This is a genomic window from Streptomyces sp. NPDC003393 (assembly GCF_053589015.1).
Genome location: NZ_JBSFRB010000005.1, coordinates 181,556 through 204,345 on the forward strand (window position 1 = coordinate 181,556; position 22,790 = coordinate 204,345).

At 70.7% G+C, this 22,790-nt stretch carries 21 protein-coding genes, 1 tRNA gene and 2 pseudogenes; 9 read left to right on the forward strand and 15 right to left on the reverse strand.

Annotation, left to right across the window (positions count from 1 at the left end; translation table 11 throughout):
- Nucleotides 1-134: 134 nt before the first annotated feature.
- From ACWDUZ_RS07515 to ACWDUZ_RS07530, 4 genes are all read right to left on the reverse strand, one after another.
- Entirely contained in the window at nucleotides 135-458 is a 324-nt protein-coding gene (locus ACWDUZ_RS07515) for a hypothetical protein (RefSeq protein WP_451630853.1), read from the reverse strand.
- A gap of 100 nt (nucleotides 459-558) precedes the next feature.
- On the reverse strand, nucleotides 559-1,503 hold the full coding sequence (locus ACWDUZ_RS07520) for a tyrosine-type recombinase/integrase (RefSeq protein ID WP_451630854.1): 945 nt from the start codon (nucleotides 1,501-1,503) through the stop codon (nucleotides 559-561).
- A gap of 131 nt (nucleotides 1,504-1,634) precedes the next feature.
- Nucleotides 1,635-1,709, reverse strand: a tRNA-Val gene (locus ACWDUZ_RS07525).
- Nucleotides 1,710-1,801: 92 nt separating this feature from the next.
- The gene (locus ACWDUZ_RS07530; RefSeq protein ID WP_451630855.1) at nucleotides 1,802-2,152 is read right to left on the reverse strand and encodes a hypothetical protein; all 351 of its coding nucleotides are present in this window, start codon (nucleotides 2,150-2,152) and stop codon (nucleotides 1,802-1,804) included.
- A gap of 193 nt (nucleotides 2,153-2,345) precedes the next feature.
- On the opposite strand from ACWDUZ_RS07530, the gene ACWDUZ_RS07535 reads away from it, so the two are divergent.
- Nucleotides 2,346-2,717: a hypothetical protein gene (locus ACWDUZ_RS07535; protein ID WP_451630856.1), complete on the forward strand. Its 372-nt coding sequence runs from the start codon at nucleotides 2,346-2,348 to the stop codon at nucleotides 2,715-2,717.
- 49 nt (nucleotides 2,718-2,766) lie between these two features.
- Here the strand turns inward: ACWDUZ_RS07535 and ACWDUZ_RS07540 are convergent, their stop codons facing one another.
- Nucleotides 2,767-3,555 carry an MBL fold metallo-hydrolase gene (locus ACWDUZ_RS07540; RefSeq protein WP_451630857.1) on the reverse strand — a complete coding sequence of 263 codons (789 nt, stop codon included), beginning with the start codon at nucleotides 3,553-3,555 and terminating at the stop codon, nucleotides 2,767-2,769.
- A gap of 154 nt (nucleotides 3,556-3,709) precedes the next feature.
- On the opposite strand from ACWDUZ_RS07540, the gene ACWDUZ_RS07545 reads away from it, so the two are divergent.
- Nucleotides 3,710-3,943: a DUF2277 domain-containing protein gene (locus ACWDUZ_RS07545; RefSeq protein ID WP_362042181.1), complete on the forward strand. Its 234-nt coding sequence runs from the start codon at nucleotides 3,710-3,712 to the stop codon at nucleotides 3,941-3,943.
- 230 nt (nucleotides 3,944-4,173) lie between these two features.
- Here the strand turns inward: ACWDUZ_RS07545 and ACWDUZ_RS07550 are convergent, their stop codons facing one another.
- From ACWDUZ_RS07550 to ACWDUZ_RS07560, 3 genes and pseudogenes are all read right to left on the reverse strand, one after another.
- A complete protein-coding gene (locus ACWDUZ_RS07550) occupies nucleotides 4,174-4,812 on the reverse strand; it encodes a DedA family protein (RefSeq protein WP_451630858.1) in 639 nt (212 codons plus the stop codon).
- Between the two features lie 622 nt (nucleotides 4,813-5,434).
- Nucleotides 5,435-7,078, reverse strand: coding sequence for an alkaline phosphatase D family protein (locus tag ACWDUZ_RS07555; RefSeq protein WP_451630859.1), 1,644 nt, complete (start codon nucleotides 7,076-7,078; stop codon nucleotides 5,435-5,437).
- A gap of 178 nt (nucleotides 7,079-7,256) precedes the next feature.
- Nucleotides 7,257-7,538: pseudogene (locus ACWDUZ_RS07560) on the reverse strand (HNH endonuclease family protein); the annotation flags it as partial.
- A 155-nt stretch (nucleotides 7,539-7,693) separates the two neighbouring features.
- Here ACWDUZ_RS07560 and ACWDUZ_RS07565 point away from each other — a divergent pair.
- The 3 genes from ACWDUZ_RS07565 to ACWDUZ_RS07575 are packed head-to-tail and all read left to right on the forward strand — an operon-like array spanning nucleotide 7,694 to nucleotide 11,491.
- Nucleotides 7,694-8,845, forward strand: a complete 1,152-nt coding sequence (locus ACWDUZ_RS07565) for a tyrosine-type recombinase/integrase (RefSeq protein WP_451630860.1) — start codon at nucleotides 7,694-7,696, stop codon at nucleotides 8,843-8,845.
- Nucleotides 8,835-11,087 (forward strand): tyrosine-type recombinase/integrase, encoded by a 2,253-nt coding sequence (locus ACWDUZ_RS07570; protein WP_451630861.1) that lies wholly within the window; start codon nucleotides 8,835-8,837, stop codon nucleotides 11,085-11,087. Before ACWDUZ_RS07565 ends, ACWDUZ_RS07570 begins: the two co-directional genes overlap by 11 nt.
- Nucleotides 11,084-11,491 carry a DUF6262 family protein gene (locus ACWDUZ_RS07575; protein ID WP_451630862.1) on the forward strand — a complete coding sequence of 136 codons (408 nt, stop codon included), beginning with the start codon at nucleotides 11,084-11,086 and terminating at the stop codon, nucleotides 11,489-11,491. Before ACWDUZ_RS07570 ends, ACWDUZ_RS07575 begins: the two co-directional genes overlap by 4 nt.
- A gap of 236 nt (nucleotides 11,492-11,727) precedes the next feature.
- Here ACWDUZ_RS07575 and ACWDUZ_RS07580 read toward each other — a convergent pair whose 3' ends face one another.
- On the reverse strand, nucleotides 11,728-12,501 hold the full coding sequence (locus ACWDUZ_RS07580; protein ID WP_193783248.1) for a class I SAM-dependent methyltransferase: 774 nt from the start codon (nucleotides 12,499-12,501) through the stop codon (nucleotides 11,728-11,730).
- A 353-nt stretch (nucleotides 12,502-12,854) separates the two neighbouring features.
- A pseudogene (locus tag ACWDUZ_RS07585) lies at nucleotides 12,855-13,244 on the reverse strand (hypothetical protein); the annotation flags it as partial.
- A 386-nt stretch (nucleotides 13,245-13,630) separates the two neighbouring features.
- Here ACWDUZ_RS07585 and ACWDUZ_RS07590 point away from each other — a divergent pair.
- Together ACWDUZ_RS07590 and ACWDUZ_RS07595 are read left to right on the forward strand one after the other, a co-directional pair.
- The gene (locus ACWDUZ_RS07590; protein ID WP_451630863.1) at nucleotides 13,631-14,209 is read left to right on the forward strand and encodes a TMEM165/GDT1 family protein; all 579 of its coding nucleotides are present in this window, start codon (nucleotides 13,631-13,633) and stop codon (nucleotides 14,207-14,209) included.
- 217 nt (nucleotides 14,210-14,426) lie between these two features.
- Nucleotides 14,427-15,086 (forward strand): HAD-IA family hydrolase, encoded by a 660-nt coding sequence (locus ACWDUZ_RS07595; protein ID WP_451630864.1) that lies wholly within the window; start codon nucleotides 14,427-14,429, stop codon nucleotides 15,084-15,086.
- A gap of 129 nt (nucleotides 15,087-15,215) precedes the next feature.
- Here the strand turns inward: ACWDUZ_RS07595 and ACWDUZ_RS07600 are convergent, their stop codons facing one another.
- Nucleotides 15,216-16,553: a peptidoglycan-binding domain-containing protein gene (locus ACWDUZ_RS07600; protein ID WP_451630865.1), complete on the reverse strand. Its 1,338-nt coding sequence runs from the start codon at nucleotides 16,551-16,553 to the stop codon at nucleotides 15,216-15,218.
- Between the two features lie 161 nt (nucleotides 16,554-16,714).
- Between ACWDUZ_RS07600 and ACWDUZ_RS07605 the strand changes: the two genes are divergently transcribed.
- A complete protein-coding gene (locus tag ACWDUZ_RS07605; RefSeq protein ID WP_451630866.1) occupies nucleotides 16,715-18,829 on the forward strand; it encodes a DHA2 family efflux MFS transporter permease subunit in 2,115 nt (704 codons plus the stop codon).
- A 29-nt stretch (nucleotides 18,830-18,858) separates the two neighbouring features.
- On the opposite strand, the gene ACWDUZ_RS07610 is transcribed toward ACWDUZ_RS07605, so the two are convergent.
- Nucleotides 18,859-19,359, reverse strand: coding sequence for a GNAT family N-acetyltransferase (locus ACWDUZ_RS07610; protein WP_451630867.1), 501 nt, complete (start codon nucleotides 19,357-19,359; stop codon nucleotides 18,859-18,861).
- A gap of 112 nt (nucleotides 19,360-19,471) precedes the next feature.
- On the reverse strand, nucleotides 19,472-19,891 hold the full coding sequence (locus tag ACWDUZ_RS07615; protein ID WP_451630868.1) for a DnaJ family domain-containing protein: 420 nt from the start codon (nucleotides 19,889-19,891) through the stop codon (nucleotides 19,472-19,474).
- Nucleotides 19,892-20,053: 162 nt separating this feature from the next.
- On the opposite strand from ACWDUZ_RS07615, the gene ACWDUZ_RS07620 reads away from it, so the two are divergent.
- On the forward strand, nucleotides 20,054-20,446 hold the full coding sequence (locus ACWDUZ_RS07620; RefSeq protein ID WP_451630869.1) for a hypothetical protein: 393 nt from the start codon (nucleotides 20,054-20,056) through the stop codon (nucleotides 20,444-20,446).
- Nucleotides 20,447-20,489: 43 nt separating this feature from the next.
- Here ACWDUZ_RS07620 and ACWDUZ_RS07625 read toward each other — a convergent pair whose 3' ends face one another.
- Nucleotides 20,490-21,161 carry an O-methyltransferase gene (locus ACWDUZ_RS07625; protein ID WP_451630870.1) on the reverse strand — a complete coding sequence of 224 codons (672 nt, stop codon included), beginning with the start codon at nucleotides 21,159-21,161 and terminating at the stop codon, nucleotides 20,490-20,492.
- Between the two features lie 177 nt (nucleotides 21,162-21,338).
- On the reverse strand, nucleotides 21,339-22,715 hold the full coding sequence (proP, locus tag ACWDUZ_RS07630) for a glycine betaine/L-proline transporter ProP (protein ID WP_451630871.1): 1,377 nt from the start codon (nucleotides 22,713-22,715) through the stop codon (nucleotides 21,339-21,341).
- Nucleotides 22,716-22,790 lie beyond the last annotated feature (75 nt).

The following is a 22,790-nucleotide window of genomic DNA, read 5'->3' on the forward strand; positions in this document are numbered from 1 at the left end:
GGGCAAAAGAAAAGGCCCCGGCAGGATTACCGGGGCCTTGCTGATGTCTCGTATTTAATTGGAACGACAAAGGCCCATGACGGTTGCCATGGGCCCTGTCGGGGGTGTTACTTATTCAGTTGTCACCGGTACGGCTATCCGGCGTACAGCGTCAGAAGGTCAAAGCTCTTGCTTCCGGGGAACCAAGGGTGCTCCTTGGCGTGGTGTTCCTTCTCGATGATGCATTCTCCGAGGGGCTTCCCAAGCTCCCCCTCAAGTCGGGTCAGTTCCTCGGTCTCGCCTTCCCCGGCATGATTGGTGATGACCACCGCGTAGTACTTGCCGAACGGTCCCCCCAGCACCTCCGTTACGAGAAGTGAGTCCGTCTCCACCCACGTACGGGTGGTGCTGATCTCTGCTCCGTAGATCAGCTCAAGTGCCTTGCTGCGGTCCGCCTCGCTCTGCGTGATCTCCAGCATGGTTTCCCCTCCCAACACGCCCAACAACGGGCGTGCCTCGGTTATTCCCTGACGGTTCGTTTGGTCTGGTGTGTGCCACTGCTGCGCCGCTGTCGCTCCGCTAGTACCGGTCACCCATACGCTTGACCGCCTTGACTGCCCGAGAAGTGGCCATGTCCGCGGCGTACCTGTCCACCATGCTCCGGGACTTCCAGCCGGCCACGGTCATTACGTCTCCCTCTGCCACTCCTGCCGACAGAAGGTCATGGGCGAACGTGTGGCGGAACTGATGTGGACTGACCGAGGCATGTCCGGCTTCCTTGGCCCTACGGTTCACCATGCGGTAGAGACCTGAATATTTCATGTGGCCTCGGTTCCTCGTGCCAAGCCATAGCCAGTCACTGTCAGACAGCTTGTGTCCTTCCCTGGCCCTGAGGTACCGGGTCAGGGCAATGACTGTCCTGGGCTGCAAGGGGATGATCCTGCCCTCTCCTGCTGCCCTGGCATCCTTGAGCGGGACAACCTGTAGAAGGCCCTGGGACAGGTGGAGATCCGAGACTCTGAGGGACAGCAATTCCTCTGCCCTCAGTCCCTCGGTCAGGACCCGGATCATGGCGTGATCCCTGACCTTCTCGAACTCCCTCACCCGCGGGTGTCCGTTGCCAGTGGCCTTGAGAAGGTCCCGGACAAACTCAGGTGCCAGTGTCTTGGGACGTGCTCCGGTAGGAGCGGAGTAGCGCTGAAGCTTCCTGTCCCGGTAGGGGTTCGGGTGGTCGTACTCGTCTTCGAGGAAGAGGAAGAACGTCCTGAGGTTCCTCTGTACGGAGTTGGTTCCGCCACGGTCATGCGTGGCGTAGTAGTCCCGGAAGAACGTGTTCAGGGTGTCTGTGTCGAGCCGGAAGTCTTCGAGCCTCTGCCGGCTCATCCACTGACCGAGGGTGCGCACTGCCTCGGCGTACGTCCGTACTGTCTTCTCTTGGTAGGGCCGGCCGTGCTTGTTGTTGGTTGCCCTCAGGTGGATGACGTACTCATCTGCCAGTGTCGGCAGTGCTGTCACGGTGGACACCAGGTCTCCTAGCCTGTCATCGGCTAGGCAAGGTGTTGTCAGGCAGTCACCTCACCTAACCGTCTCTGGTTGGTGTGACCTACTGCCTTCTGGTCATGTCCTGGTCTGTCTTCCCTGGTCAGGACACGTTTTGGTGGGCGCGGACGGTTTCGAACCGCCGACATCCTGCTTGTAAGGCAGGCGCTCTACCCCTGAGCTACGCACCCGGGACGAGTGGTCAGCCTACCCTGCCAGGGGGACCGTCTCGCAAACCGGTTGTGTGCGGCTCGGGCAGGGGGAGCGGTGGGGCGCGGCCGCCTCACGCGCTCGCCTCCTCGTCCTCCGGGTTCTCGTGGGCGTGCTTGAGCCGGCTGCGGGCGTCGACACGGTCGGGGCCGGTGAACTCGGACCAGTACCGGTGGGTGGTGACGAACACGGCGAGCTCGTGCTCCCGGCGGCGGAGCTTCTCGACCTCGGCCTGCTCGTCGGCGGTCCAGCCGGGGGAGGCCGGGCGCTCCACCTTGCGCCAGCCGCCCGCGTCGCTGAAACCGTCCAGCGGTTCCACCGACCAGGGCAGTCGTTTGAGCAGGGCCGCGAGCTCGGCCCGGACCTGATGCAGTTCCTCCTGGCCGGCCAGGAGGTCACTCGGGAAGTCATAGGGCGTAGCCACGGCGCAATGCTACGCCTGTTCGATTTCGCGTCGCGACTCGCTTCGATGGGCTCGTGTGTTCGATGCGCCCCCGGCGTGGACGATCCGTCGTCGGACCCACGCCCTGGCCCCGTCCCCGGCTGAGTATCGTCGCGGCCGCTCTGAGTAGCGGCACGGATGCCGGCCCGCCGTCGTGATCCGTAGCGTCCGGGCCATGGAGAACACCGCGCACAACGCCCCGGGAACGCCGTCCCGCAACTCCCAGGCAACCGCGTCCCGCACCGCCGTCGAGTGGTTCGGGCTCGTCGTCCTCGCGCTGTTCGTGCTGCTCGCCGACGCCGTCGTGGGGGTGGTCGGGCCGCTGCTCGGGATCGCCTGCGCCACCTGCCAGGACGGGGTTCGCGGCCCCCTGCGCTTCGGGGGTGCGCTGACCGCCCTGGCGCGGTTCGGCGTACCGCTGGTCACCCTGGGGACCCTCGCCGGTGTGTTCCACCCGCGCTGGGGCGCCCGGGCCGGCGGGATCGGGCTGGGGCTCCTCGGAGTGCTGTTCCGCGCGATCCTCGCCCTGGGCCGGGTCACCGCCTGAGCGGCGGATCACCGCCCGCGCGCGATGCCCCGCGGCACCGGCTCCCACGTCAGAGCGCGTCCACCACGGACATCCGGACGGAGGCGCCGGGGGCGAGCAGGTGCAGCCGCTCGGTGAGTCCCGCCTCGGCGAAGGCCTTCGTCAGAGTGGGGCCGTCCTCGGTGAAGTGCGCCCAGTGCTCGAAGTGCAGCGGCACGACATGACGGGCACCGAGGATCCGGGCGGCCTCGGCCGCCTGCGCGCTGGTCAGGGTCAGTGGGGCGTCCGGGACGAGGGGGGTCCGCGCGGCGCCCGCGAAGAGCACGGCGATGTCGAAGGGGCCCTCGCGGCGGGCGATCTCGCGGACCAGGTCCAGGGAGGCGTTGTCGCCGCTGACGTAGACCTTGGGCAGGTCGTCGCCGGAGAGGACGAAGCCGGTCACCTCGCCGACGAGGGCTTCGGCGCCCACGGGGCCGTGCAGGGCGGGGACGGCGGTGACGTGGAGGGCCCCGTCGCCGGGCAGCGGCAGTTCGACGCGCTCCCAGGGGGCGAGCGCCCGCACGGGCGCGCCCAGGCGGGACTCGGCCGACGGTGTGGACAGGGCCAGCGGAGCGGCCGTGAGGTGCGCGCGGCCTGAGGTGTCGAGGTTGTCCGGGTGCTGGTCGTGGGAGAGCAGCACCGCGTCGATCGTGCCGATGTCGTCGGGCCTGCGGGCCGGGCCGGTCGTCTTGGTCAGCTCACGTGAGCCGATCGGATGGGCGCCGGGGGCGTCGAAGGTGGGGTCGGTGAGCAGGCGCAGGCCGGCGAGTTCGATGACGGCGGTCGGGCCGCCGATGTAGGTGATCTCCACGGTCGTCATGTCCGGTGCAATCGGAGGCGGACCGGAGGTATTCCTTCCGCCGGGCGGGGCAAGCCTTGCGGCGCAGGACGTACGGCGCGGAGCGCGCAGCGGCGGACGGAACAGCCGACTCCGAATGCCGGACACCGAACGGCGGACGGGGGAGACTGGACCCATGTGCCGGAGTATCAAGACACTGCGTCCGCCCGCGTTGCCCGAGGAGGCGACCCAGGAGGAGATCCGGGCCGCCGCGCTCCAGTTCGTGCGGAAGGTCTCGGGCTTCCGGGCCCCCGCCGCGCACAACCGGGAGGTCTTCGACCACGCGGTCGAGGCGATCGCTGCGGCGACGGAGGAACTGCTGGCGGGCCTGGAGGTCCGGGGGCAGGCGGCGGCGCGCAAGGCCGGCTGACACGGCCGCGACGCGGACAGACTTCCTGGACCCCTGAGGGCTGTCCCGCCATCCCCGGCGGGCGCGGGACGTCGGCTACGGCACCTCGCCGCGTTGTCGGAACGTCCGCATACGCCCAGTAGACGGACATCCCTCCGCCGTGTGATGCTCTCCCACTGCCTGAACGGCGTGGGAGGTGCCCCCGGCATCCGACGCCGCGCGCTGATCCACCGCGGATCACGGGACAGCCCTCAGGGCGACGCCTCGGAGGCCACCGGGGCCCTGCGCATCAGATACGCCGCCGCCGCGCCCGCCGCGAACAGGGCCGCCACCGACACGACCGTCGCCAGCCAGGCGGCGCCCAGCCACCGTGTGCCGAAGTAGCCGAGGGCGACGCTGTAGCCGGCCCAGGACAGACCGGCGAGGGCGGACCAGGGGAGGAACTCCCGGACGCGGCGATGCATCGCGCCGGCGCTGAAGGAGACGACCGAGCGGCCGGCCGGGGCGAAGCGGGCGATCACCACCAGCGCGCCGCCGCCCCGGGACAGGGCCACGCCGAGTCGTTCCTGCGCCGAGCTGAGCCTGCGGGAACGCGCGATCGCACGGTCCAGCCGTGCGCCGCCGCTCCAGGCCAGCCGGTAGGCGACGAGATCGCCCAGCACCGACGCCGTCGCCGCGCACAGGATCAGCGCCATGATGTCGGGCACGTTCCCCGGGACCTGCCCCGTCGCGGCACCCGAACCGGCGGCGGCCGCGGTGGCCGCGGTGACGACCAGCACCCCGCTGGGCAGTACGGGCAGGAAGACGTCGAGCAGCACCGACAGCGCGACCACGACGTAGATCCATGGTGCGCCGGTGAGCGACCCGACCCTCGCCAGACTCTCCAGCAACGACGACTCCTGAACTCCCCCGTGGACCGGACCGTGCCGCGACGTCGCGGGGGAGCGGCAGGGGCGGCCTGTGAACAGCCATACAGCGTACGCCGCGGATGTGACAGGTGGTGCCTCGGGGGCAAATGTGTTCGCTGTTGCCCCGAAAAGGGGGCGGAGCGACGGTGGAACGCCTTCGAAGCCGCCTCCCGAGCAGTCTCCGACGCCGGCGCCGAAGACGCCTCCGGGAACAGCGCCGAAGAGTGACGAGACGGCCGCCCGAGCCCTGCCGGCCGACGCCCGTCCGGGTGGCGGAACGACAGGGCTCGGGCCGCCGGGTCCTCGGGCCACTGGGCCCCTTGGCCCGCCGGACGGTGATGGCGAGGCCCGGCGACCGGTCGGTGGCTGCGGCCGGTCGCCGGGCCTCGACGTCAGGCCGCGACCGGCGTCCGCTCGGCCGTGGGCCGCTGCTGCGCCCAGCGCCGGGCGAGCAGCGTGTCCAGCCCATCCGGGCCGTGCCGAAGCTGCCGTCGGCCGCTTCGTCTGCGGTGGTACGGCGCGGAATGGCGGGGAGTGCCCGAGCGGGTGGTGCCGCGGACAATGCGGGACAGCGGAACGTGCCGCCGAGCGGCGCACCCGTGCCCTACCGTGCGAGTTCGCGCTCGGCCGTCGTCTCGAGCCGGGCCCGCCCACCCGCCGCGGCCTGCGCCCGTGCCCGCTCCAGTCGCAGCCGCGCCGAACGACCGTGCAGTATGAGGGTCATCAGCTGGTTGCCGAACCAGGGGCCACCCGTGCGCCGCCAGGTCACGGATCGCTCGACACGGTCCCCGTGCCGGGCCAGGAGCCGGCCCAGGGCCCGCGCCGGCGCGCTCCAGCCGAAACGGAAGCCCAGCCGCATCGACAGCGGCACGGAGTTGTGCACCGGCGAACAGGTGAGCTGCACCACCCGGGAGCCCACCGGCCGCGAGCGCCACGCGGGCTCGGCGACGTAGGCGTGATGGACGTCACCGGAGAGCACGCAGACCGTCGCGGGCGCCCCGGGGGCCGACCCCGCCTCGGCGAGCAGGTCGGCCAGCGCCTCGAAGGACGCCGGGAACGCCGCCCAGTGCTCCAGGTCCGCGCGCCGCCGCAGCCACTCACCGAACCGCGCCCAGCGCGGACCCCGCCCGCCCCGGCACAGCGCCGCGTCCCACGCCTCTGCCTCATGCACGAGGTGGGGCAGCAGCCAGGGCAGAGAGGTGCCGATCAGGAGGTGGTCGCAGGAGCCGGGTTCCGCGAGCGCCTGCTCCCGCAGCCACCGCGTCTCCCCGGCGTCGAGCATCGCCCGGCCGTCCTCGTCCAGGATCCGGGCCGCCCGGGTGTCCACCATCAGCACCCGGACCCGGCCGAAGTCCCGGCGGTAGCTCCAGCGCACCGAGGCCGGGTCGGCGTCCGCACGGGCGGTGAAGGTCCGCAGCGCGTCGGTGCCGTCGGGGGTCGCCCGTACGACGGCGTAGATCGGGTCGGCGGCCAGCTCGGCGGGGGAGAGGTTGCCCAGATGCTGGTGCACCCAGTACGACATCAGGCCGCTCAGCAACCGTTCCCGCCACCAGGGGGTGGCGCGCATGTCGGCGAGCCAGGCGGCGGAGGTGTTCCAGTCGTCCACGACATCGTGATCGTCGAAGATCATGCAGCTCGGCACGGTGGACAGCAGCCAGCGCACCTCCGGGTCGCGCCAGGACTCGTGGTAGAGCCCGGTGTACTCCTCGTAGTCCGCCACCTCGCTGCCCGGAGGGTCGGCGGGGTCGCGGCGGGCGGCGAGCCGGCGCCGGGTCGCCTCCGAGGTCTCGTCCGCGTAGACCTGGTCGCCCAGGAGCAGCAGCACGTCGGGGCGCTCGCCCTCGGGGTCGGCGGCGATCCGCGCCGCCAGGGCGTCCAGCGCGTCCGGCCCGGCCGGGTCCCTGCCGTCCTCCGGGGGCGCCGCCCAGCGGCACGACCCGAAGGCGACGCGGAGGCCGTCGCCCGGGCCGGGCACGCGGATGACGGAGGGCGGGAAGGGCGAGCCCGGCAGCGGCCACACTCGGGCGCCGTCGAGCAGTACCTCGTACGGCACCGACGTGCCGGGTGTGAGACCGGTCACCGGGACGACGGCGTAGTGATGCCCCTCGATCTGGAAGGTGCGGGCGGTGCCGCCCGCACCGCCCGGGCAGCGGACCTCGGCGGTGCACGGGCGGCTCGCCTCGACCCACACGGTCGCGGACGAGTCGTCGACGTACCTCAGCAGTGGTCCCAGGCGCAGTCCGGCCACGGCGCTCGCCCGCCCCCTTCCACGGTCGCCTCCCGGGGCGACTCGGCCGGTGCCGGGGGCGGCGACGCTGCTCGGCCCTCCGGGCCCCCGCGCGATCGCCGACCCCCGGCACCGGCTCGCCCTGCTCGTCGATCCGTACGGTATTGAACGACGGCGCAGGGCGGACAGACCCGTGCGATCAGCAGCCGGCGAGGTAGTTCTGGAGGGCGCTCTTCTCCGCCGAGTCGACCGAGAGGTGGTAGTAGTGCTTCACCTGCACCCATGCGCGGACGTAGGTGCAGCGGTACGCGGTCCGGGACGGCATCCAGGTCGCCGGGTCCTGGTCGCCCTTGGACTGGTTGACGTTGTCGGTGACGGCGAGGAGCTGGGGCCGGGTGACGTCGTTGGCGAAGGCCTGGCGCTGCGAGGTGGTCCACTTGCTCGCGCCGGAGTCCCAGGCCTCGGCCAGCGGCACGAGGTGTTATCCGCACCCTGATTGTGACGCCGCTGACGTCTGCGACATGGCGTGGGTGAGCCGTGTCCTTCTTGTGAGCGGTGCGTTATCCGGTACAGCGGTGTGATGCCGTTGACAGCGGTAACGGAGGGGGTGCGGTGGCGAGTACGCAACGGGTGCTCATGAGTGAAGGCGTGACGTGGACGGTCATCGGCGAGGACTACCGTGTCGCGGAGCCGGTCGAGCAGTACCTGGAGTACCTGAGATCGAGGGACTGCTCACCCAACACCCTCAAGAGCTACGCGCGAGGCCTCGCCCTGTGGTGGACGTTTCTGGAGCGGCGGGCGCAGGCGTGGGACGCGATCGGGGTTACTGAACTCGGTACCTTCGTCGGACAGTTGCGTCGCGGGAGCGTGTCTGGGGACGTGGTGCCGCTCCATGAGGGCACGAAGGCGGCAGACGCGACCGTGGCGAGCCGGGCTCGCGCGGTCATGGGCTTCTACCGCTATCACGCGGCTCGCGGGGTCGAGGTCGCGGGACGGCTGTACGAGACGGTGAAGGCCCGGCCGGGAAGCTACCTGCCGTTCCTGGAGCACGTGGCGCGCAGAACCGGACGGCGTTCGAGCGTGGTCAAGATCCGTGTACGTGCGAAACCGGTGCCAGTGCTGCTGCCCGACCAGATGTCAGCGCTCCGCGAGGTGGAGGCGACCTGGAACTCGGCGGGCGCGGTCTGGTCGGGCGAACTTCGATACCGCCTGCTGTGGACCCTGCTGGAGGAGACCGGGCTGAGGCTCGGCGAGGCGCTCGGCCTGCGGCACCGCGACTGGAAGACCGGCACGGGTACGACCGCGCAGGTCGAGGTCGTCCATCGCGAGGACCACCCGCACGGCCTGCGGGCCAAGAGCGGCCACCGCCGCGTCTTCATCGGCTCCGCCCTGGACCGCCTGTACGGCGACTGGGTCTGGGCCCTGTGCGAGGCCGGCGCCGATGTCGAGCTGGACGACTGGGACGACGCGTACATCTTCTGCAACCTGCACCGTGGACGCCGGTTCGCTCCGCTCAGGGCGGAGAGCGTCTACAAGCACCTGGCCACGAGGAAACAGCACGTCCCTGGTCTACCGCCGGATATGACACCGCACTGGTACCGGCACACCCATGCCACAGCCCTGCTGCTGTCGGGCGTGCCCATGCACGTGGTCAGCCGGAGGCTCGGCCACGCCGACATCCAGACCACGATCAACACGTACGCCCATGTGACCGAGGACGCCGAGCTGCGCGCGTGTGCGGACTGGCAGGAGATGACACAAGCCTGGGGACGCCGTCATGAAAACTGAGCCGATCGTCCACCCGCAAGCAGAGACGGCGGCCGTTCCCTCGCCGCGTACTCCGGAGCGCAAGCGGCAGGACAAGCGAGACCCGCGCCTGTCCGTGGCCCGGTTCTTCAGCGAGGAGAAGGCGCGGCGACTGTGGGACAGTCTGCCGGAGGAGCACCGGCAGGACCATTTCGACTCGGCCAACATGCCGGAGGACTACGGCAGGGCTTTCACCAAGCAGACCATTGACCGGGAGAAGGGCTGGTATTCCCAGGCGATCAGCTTCCGGGGTCTGCCCGAGCCCATGATCTGGGAACTGGCCTGGTGCGTCCATCAGCAAGTCGCCGAGGGATACGCCATCACCACAGTGCGGTTCCAGGAACTCAGGCGGGGCTTGGTCCTCGCGATCGAGCACGGCGGACCGCAGGCACGTTCCGCGAGGTCGCTGACGGCGCTCTCCCACGAGGAATGGGCGCGCGAAGTGCAGCGTGCGGTCATGCGAACTGACGCGTCGCGGAACGCGAGGCTCGTCACGCACGTGCTGAACAGCGTCAAGCATCTCCAGGACCGCTTGGCCCACGCCTACCACGACGGAGAATGGTGGCGACTGGACGTGTGGAACCCCAGTCTGGATCGGCGCATCCCGCAGCGCGAGCACGAGCCCTGGGGTCGGTCCGTGGCCAACTTCAGCCAGCTTACGACGGACTGGTTCCGGGAGGCCGCGAAGTGGTGGCTGTCGGTGCAGCTGTCGACGGAGCGGTACGTGTGGTCGTCGGTGAAGAGCCGTCTCGACCACCTGAAGTGGTTCCAGTGGTACATCGACCAGGTCGGCTGCTCAGGCCCTCAGCTCGTCGGATCCCCCGATCAGCTCCGGACCTGGTTGCGCGGATTCGTGGAGTCCCTCAACAGCCACATCACGATGACCGGCCCGAATAAGGGCGGCCGGCTCTCCAAGAACAGCCGCCGCAGCACGCTGGTGACCGTCGAGGCGTTCTATCGCTGGATGTACGACAACCGCGCCGAGGCCGTCAGGGTGCTCGGGGACCGACGCTGGGGTGCGCTGGGCGCGCATCACTCCGTGCTGTTCCGGCTGGAGGACAAGCCGCGGCTCACCAACCGACCTCCGGACGACATGGCACTGGAGGACGAGGTCATCAGCAAGATCGCCGCAGGCTCGGGAGTGCTTGCGGCTCCCAAGTCCGAGGGCGGGCTCGACGACCGGCAGGCATTCCACGCGCTCATGCTGTTGATCCGGACGGGTCGACGTATGAACGAGGTCCTGATGATGGATTTCGAACCGCTACTGCCACTGCTGACGACAAGCAAGCAGCAGGACAACGAGCCGGACGGCTTCGTTGCCCGGCTCGCCTACCAGCAGACGAAGATCGCCGGTGGCGATCCGCCGACGATCCCGGTCGACCAGGAGATCGTCGACATCATCCGCCTTCAGCAGGAGTGGGCCCGCGAGTTCATCGCAGCCCAGGGCGCCTCAGAGGGAATGGACCCGCGATACCTCTTCCTGCAGACCAGGAACAACCCGCTCGGCAGAAGGCCCTATGCCTCGGCGACCTTCCACAGCCGACTCGGCTCACTGACGGAGAAACTCGCGATCACTGACAGCGTCGGCCGCTCGGTCAAGGTCTCCAAGACCCACACCTTTCGGCACACGCGAGCAACCGACCTGATCAATGCCGGGGTCCCGATCCACGTCGTCATGCGCTACCTGGGACACGTCACCCCGGCCATGACCATGCACTACGCCAAGACCCTGGCCGTGACGGCCGAGCGCGAGTTCCTCCGCTACAAGAAGGTGACGGCCGACGGCCGGACCGCCGAGGTGAACCCGAGCGACCTCTATGACCTCCTTCACCTGGACCAACGCGCCGACCGCGTACTGCCCAACGGCTGGTGCATGCTCCCGCCCAGACAGGTCTGCTCCAAGGGCAACGCCTGCCTCACCTGCGACAAGTTCGTCACCGATGCCAGCCACCGCGACGAACTACAGCACCAACTCGGCCAGACCGAAGCACTGATCGCACGCCGCCAGGCGCAGTTCACCGCCCGTCACGGTGAGCCGATGGGCGAGGACAACATCTGGCTCGCCGGCCGCCTCGCCGAGACCCGCGCTCTGAACAAGGTGCTCGTCGCCTTGGACGAGGTCAGTGTCCGTGAGGACGGACAACTGAGGGCGGTGCGCGGGGCAGGCGCGACCGACCGCCCCGAATCACAGTCCACCGTCCAACGACAGGAGCCGACCGCATGACGCCCATGCCGGAGCATCTCCGCCAGGCCACCCGCGCCCGCACCGAGGAAGCCGAGAAGCGGGCCCGCGCCGCGCTTGCCGGGCTGGCCAAGGCGGGAAAGCCCATCAGCTTCACCGCAGTGGCCCGCCAGGCCGGGGTGAGCACCGACTTCCTCTACCGGAGCCCGGAACTGCGTACCCGGATCGAACGCCACCGCGCCAAGAGCGGGCCCGTTCCGGCAGCGCCTGCAGATCCACCGGGCGACCCCTCGACCTCCGCCGCGGTGAGGGCACTGAGCGCCCGCCTCACGCGGCAGCAGGAGACTCACCGAGAGGAGGTGACGAGACTCCGCCAGGCGCTCGAGATCGCGCAAGGTGAGAACCTCGACCTGCGCAGGCGCCTGGCCCGCTACGAGGCCGACTGACCTGCGTCCGCTCAATTCAGCGGCCTGGAGTCACGAATCTAGGGTCTGACCTGCGTGGGTATGAGCGAGGGCGCCTGAGAGGCGGTTCTCCAGGCGCTGGTGTCGTGCTGGTCAGCGGGGTGTGGGCTCGAGTGTGACGATCTGCTTCGGGTCGGGATGTTGAGCTTGGCGAGGAGATCGGTGCAACGACAACGACGCAAAGCGGATCAGCGTAGCGGCTCAGACGTGCCTCGCGCCTAGTCCCGGCTGGCGACCACCACGTAGCCATCGCTCTCGGGGGCGAAGGTGGTGGACTGCACCGTGAGCCCAACGCTTCGCAACTGCCCCACGAGGTCCTCGTATCGGTAGGGCCAGATGGACAACCGCTCCGAGCAGGCTCGCACTGCCCCATCCGGCTCGATCTGGGCGACCACGATCTCGAGGAAGTGTTCCTGCTCCCAGCGCTGCTCGATCTGCCAGTAGTAGCTGACGACCGCATCGCGGTCGTTGCGGCGGATGAGTCGATCACGGACGTCTACCCGTGAACCGGCGGAGCGCACGAGCTCCCAGTTGCGTGACGTGAGCACGAGGCGTCCGCCCGGATTCAGTAGCCGCGACATCGCTTCCAGTGCGGTCAGGCGCCCGGCTGCGCCCTCGGCGTGCCCGAGTGAGTTGCCGACGCAGAACACCAGATCGAACGTGGAGTCTTCCAGGTGGTCGGGCAACTCGTCCCAGCTCGCGTGGAGGGCTCGAAGCGAGACATTCTGCTCGTCGGCGGCGTTCTTGGTCCGGCGAACCATCCCATCACTGGCGTCTGCGGCGACCACGTCAAGGCCAAGACTCGCGAGACCGACGGCGAGCTGGCCGGTTCCACACGCGCAGTCGAGGACGCGTGCGTTGGGCGGCAGAGAGCCCACGACATCGCTGCAGTAAACCGCGGCTGCCTTGGCGGGGGTCAACCTGTCGTCCCCGATAAGCCACTCGTACACGTCGGAAAGCGCCCCATAACCAGCCACCGCGATAACCTCCATTACTCGACGACACGCCGGCTGGACCGCGCGTGCGATTCGGACCTTGCGTCTCGCACTGTGCCGGGCCGTGTCAGCGAAGCCTTGAGCAGGACCCAACCACTTCCGGCCGCTGAGACTCCACCTGATTTCATAGGAAACCGCGACAGCCGCACCGACACAGGTCCCCACTCCACCGGCGTCCCACAGCCACGACGGGGACCGCGGCCGGCAAGGGCGCGTTCACAGGAGATCACGGTCACGAACGTGCCTGACCTACACGCGGAAACTCATGCGCTGATCATCTCGCAGCCGCCACTTGTCAGCAGTATGGCGCTGACGTTCTGAACTGCAAAGCTACCGATTCAGATCGTCGCGGCTACGGATACGAGGTGGTCGATGTCCACGTCGGAGGCGGCGCTCCAGGTCGCGCCGTCGTAGGGGGAGTACCAGCTGCCGCTGGTGGCGGTGCAGGAGGAGTTGGTGACGACGTTGGTGCCGTCCCGCTTGAGGATCCACTCGCGGGTGTTGCAGGTGCCGGAGATGGTGATCCAGGTCGGGAACAGGTCGCGGTCGTAGCCGGTGCGGTTCTCGGCGGCCACGGTGAGGCTGGAGAGGTAGCTGCGGGCGGTCGAGGCGCTGACCGGCGTGGGGAGGGCGGCGGAGGCGGCCGGGGAGTTGAAGAGGGCGACGGAGGCTATGAGTCCGGTGAGGGCCGCGAGTATGCTCAGCCGTCGACGCGCGTAGACCTTGGCGGAACGAGTCACGTGAACTCCCTTTTGGGGGTGGGGTGTCGGGGCGGGCGAGGGGATGCTCGCGGCGCCGCCTTGCGGGGAGGTGTGTGTCCGGGAAGAAGCTAGTGACGCGTTCATGACACGACAAGGTTCGCGGCTGAACTTTTCGGATCCCGTACCATGGACGGCGCAGAGGGGGAGTAGCCCTTCGCCGGACCGTCGACATACTGCTCAGCCCGCCTGAGCCGGCGCCCGGAGGCGGACCTCGCACCGCAGGTGTGGTCGGGTCGGCCGGCGAGACCCTCGGCAAGCAGTGCACGCCCGTGCGTCGCCACGGGTGGATCCATGTGCTGCCCTGCCGAGGCGTCTGATCGCGAACGTCACACTCTCGGCCGGGTGGCCCGACCGATTGAGAAGGAATGATCAGTCTCAGCGTCCTGGCGCTCGTCTTCGGCGTCGTCTTCCTCGCCGAACTGCCGGACAAGACGGCCCTGGCGGGACTCGTCCTCGGCACCCGCTACCGCGCCTCGTACGTCTTCGCCGGCGTCGCCGCCGCGTTCCTGCTCCACGTGGCCCTCGCCGTGGCGGCGGGCAGCGCGCTGACCCTGCTGCCGCAGCGGATCGTGCACGCGCTCACCGGCGTGCTCTTCCTCGGCGGCGCGGCGATGCTGCTGCTGAAGAAGGACGACGGCGAGGAGGAGATCCGCCGTCCCGAGGACCAGTCCTTCTGGAAGGTCGCCGGGACCGGCTTCATGCTCATTCTCGTCGCCGAGTTCGGTGACCTCACCCAGATCATGACGGCGAACCTCGCGGCCCGCTACGACGACTCGGTCTCCGTCGGCGTGGGCGCGGTACTGGCCCTGTGGGCGGTGGCGGGCCTGGGCATCGTGGGCGGGAAGGCGCTGATGAAGCGGGTCCCGCTGGCCCTCATCACCAAGATCGCGGCCATGCTGATGGCGGCGCTCGGCGTGTGGAGCCTGTGGGAGGCGGTGGCCTGAGCGGGAGGCGCCGGAGCCGCCCTCGGGGCGTGCGGCCGGTGGGGGGCGGTGGCGGGAAGCGGTTCGATTTTGTACCGTAGAGAAACAAAGTGGTTCCCGCCCGTTTCCCCTGACCGGCGGGCGGGGCCGCCTTGTCCCCACGGGATCTCCGGGGGTCACCCCCGGCCCGTCCGTGCGCCCCCTCCGTACGCCCTCTTCGCCTGCCTTGGAGTTGCCGATGACGGCCACCGCCGTGCTCACCGCCCACGCGCTTCTGCTGGACATGGACGGCACCCTGGTCAATTCCGACGCCGTCGTGGAACGGATCTGGCGGCGCTGGGCCGGCCGGCACGGACTGGACGGTGACGAGGTGCTGAAGGTCGTCCACGGCCGTCAGGGCCACGCCTCGATGGCGGTGCTGCTGCCGCACCGGTCCCTGGAGCAGAACCTCGCCGACAACGCCCGCATGCTCGCCGAGGAGACCGCGGACATGGACGGCGTGGTCCCGGTGCCCGGCGCGCCGGAGTTCCTCGCCGCCCTGCGCGGGGTGCCGCACGCGCTCGTGACCTCCGCCGACGTGGCCCTGTCCACCGCCCGGATGGCCGCCGCCGGCCTCGCGCTGCCCGACGTGCGCGTCACCGCCGAGTCCGTCGGCGCGAGCAAGCCCGACCCCGAGGGGTTCCTGAAGGGCGCCGCCGAACTGGGCGTCGCCCCCGCCGACTGCGTCGCCTTCGAGGACTCCGGGGCGGGCATCGCGGCCGGGCGCGCCGCCGGGATGCGCGTGGTCGGCGTCGGCCCCCGCGCGGCCCTCCACGGCCCGGACGCGGTGGTCGCGGACCTCACCCAGGTCCGCGTCGAGCCGGCGGAGTCCGGCGCCGTCCGTCTGCACATCGGCTGACGTCTGAGGCTGATCGCTCTGGTTGACGGCGCGGGCTGACGTCTTGGCCCGGAGTCTCTGCCGGGCGCCTTGGGCTGACGCCCCGGGCCGACGGCCCCGGCTGATCTCTCGCCCGCACATCGGTCGACGTCAGGAGAACGACGGCTCCGACTCCAGGCGGGCCCGTGTCGCCGGGCCGTAGACCCCGAGGCCGTCCGAGGTGATGCCGCGGGCCCACTGATAGGTGCGTACGGACTTCTCCAGTCGTTGGCCGAAGACGCCGTCGATCCGGCCGGTGTACAGGTGTATCCGGGCCAGTCGCTGCTGGAGTTCGGCCACCTCGGGGCCCTGGTCGCCCCGGCGCAGGACGGCGGCGGGCTGCGGGGTCGCCGTGGCCTGGACGGTCGCCGCGGTCTGTGTCGGCGCGGGCGGCTCCGAGCCCGGCCCGGTACCGGACCCGGAATCCGTTGGGGACGCCGTCGGCGAGGCGCCCGTCACCGAGGGCGAGGGGGACGGCGACGGACTCGCGCTGCGGGACGGCGACGCGCCGGCCGCCGCGGACTCCGGCGGCAAGGACGATGAAGCGGTGGCCGGCGGCGAGGACGGCCGGGCCGTGTGCGTCGGGCCGTCCGGGATGCTCTCCCGTACATCCTGGGCAGCGGCCCCGTCCCGAGCCGGGGACTCGTACGAGAACAGCCCGCTCGCGTATCCGGCCGCCGCCACGACCGCGACCACGGCTCCGGACACCGCGAGCAGGGCGCCGGGCCGGCGCCGGCCGCGCGCGGCCCGCCCCCGCGCACCGTCCGCGCCCGCGCCCGCTCGACCCGGCGTGCCCGCCGGACCGTCACCGCCGGAGTCGAACAGGCTGAGGTCCGAGGCGCTCGGCCGGCCCGCCCGCGGCGCCAGCGGAGTGGGCAGCGCGGCCGGCCGCAGCCGCATCGTCGCCTCGACGGCGGGCACGGCCCGTGTCTCCGCCTCGGCGGGTCCGGTGACGTGCGAACTGCCGGGAGTGGGCACGGCGCCGTCCTCGGCGGAGGCGCCGGAGGCATCAAAGACGCGTGGGGTGCCGTCCGCGCCGGCTCCCCACGTGCCGGCGTCCACGCGTGGGATACGCATGGTCTCGCCCTCGCCCTCGCCCTCGCCCTCGCCGGAGGCGACGCGGACGGTACCGCCCTCACCGGTGCCGGGGTCCGTGCCGTCCGCGGTGGACCCTGCTCCGACGGCGCCCGTGACCCCCGTGGCGCCCGTAGCCGCCACGGTGTCCGCAGCGTCCACGGTGTCCGCGGTCCCCGTCGCCCCCGGCGTCCTGTCCACGTCCACGTATGGCCGTATGCGCAGCGGGTCGAAGTCCTCCGCCGCGGCCGCCTCGGCCGTGCGGTTGTCGCGCAGGGCGTCGGCCGCCCGTCGGCCGCAGGCGCACGACGGGGACTTGTCCGTGGCCCGGGGTGCTCCGCACTCCGGGCAGACGTGCCCGTTCGGCTGTTCCACGCGTCGGCCCCTCCCCTTGAGAACTCCAAGGATTATGCAGATTCTCTCCACACCGTCTCCCCGAAGCCCCCGGAATGGCGGCCTCCGCACAGGACTCGACAGGCCATAGCGGGACACACCGATGAGGATGGAACAAGGCACGCGAGCGTCGGGAGGTCTCCATGGGCGGGGACGGGCACGGCAGGACGGGGGCAACGGGCACCACGGGCGACGTGCCGGACGGTGACGGCGCCCGGTCCGCGCACGCCGGTGCCCCGCTCCGGCCGGACGAGCACGTCCCCGGGAACGTCCTGGTCTCGATCGGCGCGCTGCTCCTCGGCCTGCTGCTGGCCGCGCTGGACCAGACGATCGTGTCGACCGCGCTGCCCACCATCGTCAGCGACCTCGGCGGCCTGGAGCACCTGTCCTGGGTGGTCACCGCCTATCTGCTGGCCTCGACCGCCGCGACTCCGCTGTGGGGCAAGCTCGGCGACCAGTACGGCCGCAAGAGGCTCTTCCAGACCGCGATCGTGATCTTCCTGATCGGCTCGGCGCTGTGCGGGATGGCGCGGAACATGCCCGAACTGATCGCGTTCCGGGCGCTCCAGGGCCTGGGCGGCGGCGGCCTCATCGTGCTGTCCATGGCGATCGTCGGCGATGTCGTCCCACCCCGCGACCGCGGTCGCTACCAGGGTCTGTTCGGTGCCGTCTTCGGCGCGACCAGCGTGCTCGGGCCGCTGCTCGGCGGACTGTTCACCCAGCATCTGAGCTGGCGCTGGGTCTTCTACGTGAACCTGCCCGTCGGCATCGTCGCCCTGGCCGTGATCGCCGCGGCCCTGCGCATCCCGCGCAAGTCGCAGCAGCATGAGATCGACTACCCGGGCACCGTGCTCATCGCCTCGGTCGCCACCTGCCTGGTCCTGGTGGCCTCGCTCGGCGGCACCACCTGGAGCTGGGGTTCGCCGCAGGTCATCGGGCTGGCCGTGCTGGGCGTCGTCCTCGCGACGGTGTTCGTGGCCGTGGAGCGCCGGGCTGCGGAACCGGTCCTGCCGCTCAAGCTCTTCCGCGTCCGCACCTTCACCCTGTCCGCCGTCATCAGCTTCATCGTCGGCTTCGCCATGTTCGGCGCGCTGACCTACCTGCCGACGTTCCTCCAGGTCGTGCAGGGCATCTCCCCGACCCTGTCGGGTGTGCACATGCTGCCGATGGTGCTCGGCATGCTGCTGGCCTCCACCGGTTCCGGGCAGATCGTCAGCCGCACCGGCCGCTGGAAGGTGTTCCCGGTCCTGGGCACCGCCGTCACCACCCTCGGACTGCTCCTGCTGCACCGGCTCGACGAGCACAGCGGCACCGCCGAGACGAGCGGCTACTTCTTCGTCTTCGGGCTCGGTCTCGGCCTGGTGATGCAGGTGCTGGTGCTGATCGTGCAGAACGCCGTCGGCTACGAGGACCTGGGTGTGGCGACCTCCGGTGCCACCTTCTTCCGCTCCATCGGTGCCTCCTTCGGCGTGGCCATCTTCGGCACGGTCTTCGCCGGCCGCCTCGGCGACAAGCTCGCCGACGCCTTCCGGGGCACCGCACTGCCCCCGGGGGTCTCGGTGGACTCTCTGAAGTCCGACCCGCGCGGCATCGCCGCCCTGCCGGCCGGGTTGCGCCCGGCCGCCCTGCACGCCTACGCCTCCGCCATCACCGACGTCTTCCTCTACGCCGCCCCGGTCGCCCTGCTCGGCTTCGTCCTGGCCTGGTTCCTGAAGGAGGACAGGCTGCGCGGCTCGGTCACGGCCCCCGACGGCACGGAGACCTATGCCACGAACCCCGTCGAGCGGTCCTCCTACGACGAGGTGTGCCGCGCGCTGTCCGTGCTGGGCACCAGAGAGGGGCGGCGGGAGGTCTACCGGAGGATCACCGAGCGGGCCGGCTACGACCTGAAACCCGCGGCGAGCTGGCTGGTGCTGCGGATCAAGAAGTACGGCTGGGTGGAGCCCGCCGTACTGGCCGAGCGCAGCCCCGTCCCGCTGAACGTCATCATCGAGGCCGCCCGCCAGGTCGAGGAGCGGCGCCTGGCCGAACGCAAGGGCCTTGACCTCGTTCTGACCGCACAGGGGCACGAGGCCGCCGAGCGGCTGGCGCGCGCCCGTGAGGAGTCGCTCGCCGAACTGCTCGGTGACTGGTGGGGGCCCGAGCGGCAGACCGATCTGGTGCAGTTGGTGAAGGGACTGACCCAGGAGCTGTGCGGCTCCGACGCCGAACGCCCGCAGGCGGAACCGGGGGAGCGGCCGGTGCCCCGCGTGGCGTGAGCGCGGGGACCGGGCGGCGGCCGCCGGGGTCAGGCCAGGGGCTTGGCGAACCAGTGCTCGGCGTACAGGGCGTCGTTGTGCGGGGCGGTCTCCTCGTAGCCCAGGCGCGCGTACAGCGTGCGGGCCTCCACCAGGTCGCTGCGGGTGTCGAGGACCATGCGCCGGGCGCCGAGCGCGCGGGCCGCGTCCTCGGCCGCGCCGACCAGGAGCGCCGCGCCGCCCCTGCCGCGCAGCTCCTGGTGCAGGAAGACCCGGGTGAGCTCGGCGGTCGTCGTGTCCAGCAGCCGCACGCCCGCGGTGCCGACCGGCCGGCCGTCGTACCGCGCGAGCAGCAACCTCCCCGTGGGCGGCGCGAGTTCGGCGCCGGTACGGGCGGCGACCTCCCGCTCCAGCTCGTCGGGGTCGGTGCGGTGTCCCTCGTGGTGCAGGTACCAGCGGTCGCTGACCTCGGTGTAGTACGCCCGCCACAGCGCGACGGCGGCGGGGGAGTCGTACGGCTCCGGGGTGACGGTCCAGGTCATGCCGGACATTGTCGCGAGCGGGTCCACCGGCCGCGCAACCGGATATCCGTGACCGCCCCGCGGTCGCCTGCTGGTGTCCGGTCGCCTGCTGGTACCCGGTCGCCTGCGCGTGAGCGGTCCGCTACTCGTGCCCGGCCGCTGCCCGGGACACGCGTCGTCGCCGCCACTCCTGGACGACTTCCTCGACGTCGTACCGCTTCAGGCCCAGCGGAGGGCCGGGCGGGGGCTTGAGCATCATGTCGAGGATCTTGGTGTTGATCTCGGCGGTGATCTTGCGCACGATCCGTTCCGAGGGTGCCGCGTAGGCCGCTGCCAGGGCGTCCTCGGCCTCCTTGCGCAGGGCCAGTGTCGGCGGCAGGACGGACAGGCCCTCGCGGGCCATCTTCCGCTTGATCCACCACAGTTCGTCGTACGTCGTGTCGTCCGGCAGCGGCTTGCCCGCGCCCGGCAACCGGTCGAAGTCGCCCCGCCCCTGGGCGTCACGGATCTCCTTCTCGACCCAGGACTCGAACGGAACACCCGGTGGCTTTCGCTCGGTCATGAGCCCATTGTGCCGGACGTGCCATGGCCGGTCGATTTATCATGCCGCGCGGTGCGTCAATCAGGCGCTCCGCCACCGGCATTGGCGCCCGCGGCCGGGCACGCGCAGAGGCAGAGGCAGCTGTGCGGGCAGCGGCCCGGCGCCCGAACACGAGGAGCGCACGTGCTCGAACTCACCATGGCCTCCGTCTCCGGGACGGACGCGGGCGCCACGGCCGGCATGCTGATGGCCGACGCGCCCAGCGACCCGGGCGCCGTGCTGCGGATGGGCCGGGACGGGTCCGTGTGCCGCCTGGTGACGCCCGAGGACTGGCTGTTCGTCTCCCGGGTCCACCTGGAGTTCCTGTGCGGGGCCGACGGTGTCTGGCAGCTGACCTGGCTGCGCGGCTCGCATCCGGATCCGTCCTCCGAGGTCCGGCTGACGTCCGGCGAGCACACCCAGGCCCTCGCCTACGGCGGCACGGTCCGGCTGCCCCGGGGCGGCTCCGGCGAGATCGTCGTCCAGGACCGCACGAGCCCGCGCAGCGTCAACGTGGGCTTCTACCACGAGGTGTAGAGCGACGGGGGCGTGGAGGCGCGGAGATGCGCGCGGGCGCCGGTCAGGCCAGGACCCGGGCCAGGGCGAAGCCGTCGTAGCCCTTGCTGCCGACCGTCTGGATGGCCGTGCCCTCCAGCCTCGGATGCCCGGCGATGAGCTCCAGGGCGGCCCGGGTGCCGCGCACGCCCGGGTCGGTGCTGGACGGGTCGGTCACCTCGCCGCCGCGCACCACGTTGTCCAGGACGATCAGGCTGCCCGCGCGGGTCAGCCGGAGGGCCCACTCGACGTAATGCGGATTGTTGACCTTGTCGGCGTCGATGAAGACCAGGTCGAAGGGCGGCGGGTTCTCGTCGGCGAGCTTGGGCAGCGACTCCAGAGCCGGGCCGACCCGCACCTCCGCGATCCGGTCGAGGCCGGCGTACGCGATGTTGCGGCGGGCCACGTCGGCGTGGTGCGCGTCGTACTCCAGGGTGATCAGCAGGCCGTCCTCGGGGAGGGCGCGGGCCAGCCAGATGGTGCTGTAGCCGCCGAGGGTGCCGATCTCCAGGACCGTGCGGGCGCCCTGGAGCCGGGCCAGGAGCTGGAGCAGCTTGCCCTGGTTCGGCGTGACGTTGATGTGCGGGAGGCCCTCCGAGTCGCTGTCGCGCTGGGTGGCCTGGAGGGCTTCGTCCTCCGGGGAGAGCAGCGTGGAGAAGTAGCTGTCGACCTCGTCCCAGAGCTGCGGGTCGCTCATGCATCAAACCTTTCGTTTACCTAGTTAGATTGCCTAACTGGCTGCACTCACGAATATAGCCGGGGACTGGGGGGATTCTCCGGAGATTTCAGCCTAGCGGTGGAGATGGCCATGGGCAGTCGCGCCTCCGCGCGACTGCCCATGCCTTTGTGCGACCGCCGGCGGCCGCGTCCGTCCTCAGGACTCCAGCGACGGCGCCGAGCCCGGCAGCGGCCGGCCCGCCGACTCCGCCATGCGCCAGACCGCGAAGCCGCCGATCACGGCCGCCGCCATCATGTAGTAGGCGGGCATCATCATGTTGCCGGTCGCGCCGATCAGCGCCGTGACCACCAGCGGGGTGGTGCCGCCGAAGAGGGACACGGAGACGTTGAAGCCGATCGACAGAGAGCCGTAGCGGCAGCGGGTCGGGAACAGGGCCGGCAGGGCGGACGGCATCGCGGCCGTGAAGCAGACGAGGAGCAGGCCCAGCGCGCCCATGCCCAGGCCCACCGCCGCCAGGCTGCCCTGCCGGATCAGCAGCAGCGCCGGGATCGACAGGAACAGGAAGCCCGCGCAGCCGGCCGCGATCACCGGGCGGCGGCCGACCCGGTCGGTCAGCGCGCCGGCGAACGGCTGGACGATCATCATCAGGGCCATCACGCCCAGCACCACGAGCAGGCCGTGCGTCTCGTCGTAGTGGAGCTCACTGGTCAGATAGCTCGGCATGTACGACAGCAGCATGTAGTCGGTGACGTTGAAGACCAGGACCAGGCCCATGCACAGCAGCAGCGCCTTCCACTGGCCCGCGACCATCTCGCGCAGCGGCACCTTCGGGCGGTCCGCCTCGGCCCTCTCGACCTCCGCCACGAACGCCGGGGTCTCCTCCAGCCGCATCCGCAGATACAGGCCGATGATGCCCATCGGGCCCGCGATCAGGAACGGGATCCGCCAGCCCCAGGAGACCAGCTCGTCCGAGGACAGCAGCGCCGTCATCAGGGTCACCAGGCCCGCGCCGCCGATGTAGCCGACCAGCGTGCCGAACTCCAGCCAGCTGCCGAGGAAGCCGCGCCGCTTGTCGGGGGCGTACTCGGCGATGAAGGTCGACGCGCCGGCGTACTCGCCGCCGGTGGAGAAGCCCTGCACCAGGCGGGCCGCCAGCAGGAGCAGCGGGGCGCCCACGCCGATCACCGAGTACGAGGGGATCAGGCCGATCGCGAAGGTGCCCGCCGCCATCATGATCATGGTGACGGCCAGCACCTTCTGGCGGCCGACGCGGTCGCCGAGCGGCCCGAAGACCATGCCGCCGAGCGGACGGACCAGGAAGGCCGCGGCGAAGGCGCCGAAGGTGGAGAGCAGCTGTGCGGTCGGGTTGCCGGAGGGGAAGAAGACCTTGCCCAGGGTCACCGCGATGTAGCTGTAGACACCGAAGTCGAACCACTCCATCGCGTTGCCCAGCGCGGCGGCCTTCACGGCGCGTTTCACGAGCGCCGGGTCGGTCACCGTGGGGGATGCGGCGGCGGTGGGGGACTTGCTGAGGGACACGGAACGGGGAGCGGTGACTGTGGCAGCCGACAAGACTTCGCTCGCCTACCTCTCGTCGGGGACAAGGACGCGGCCCACGCGACGTCTGCGGCGAGGGGACCGAACCGG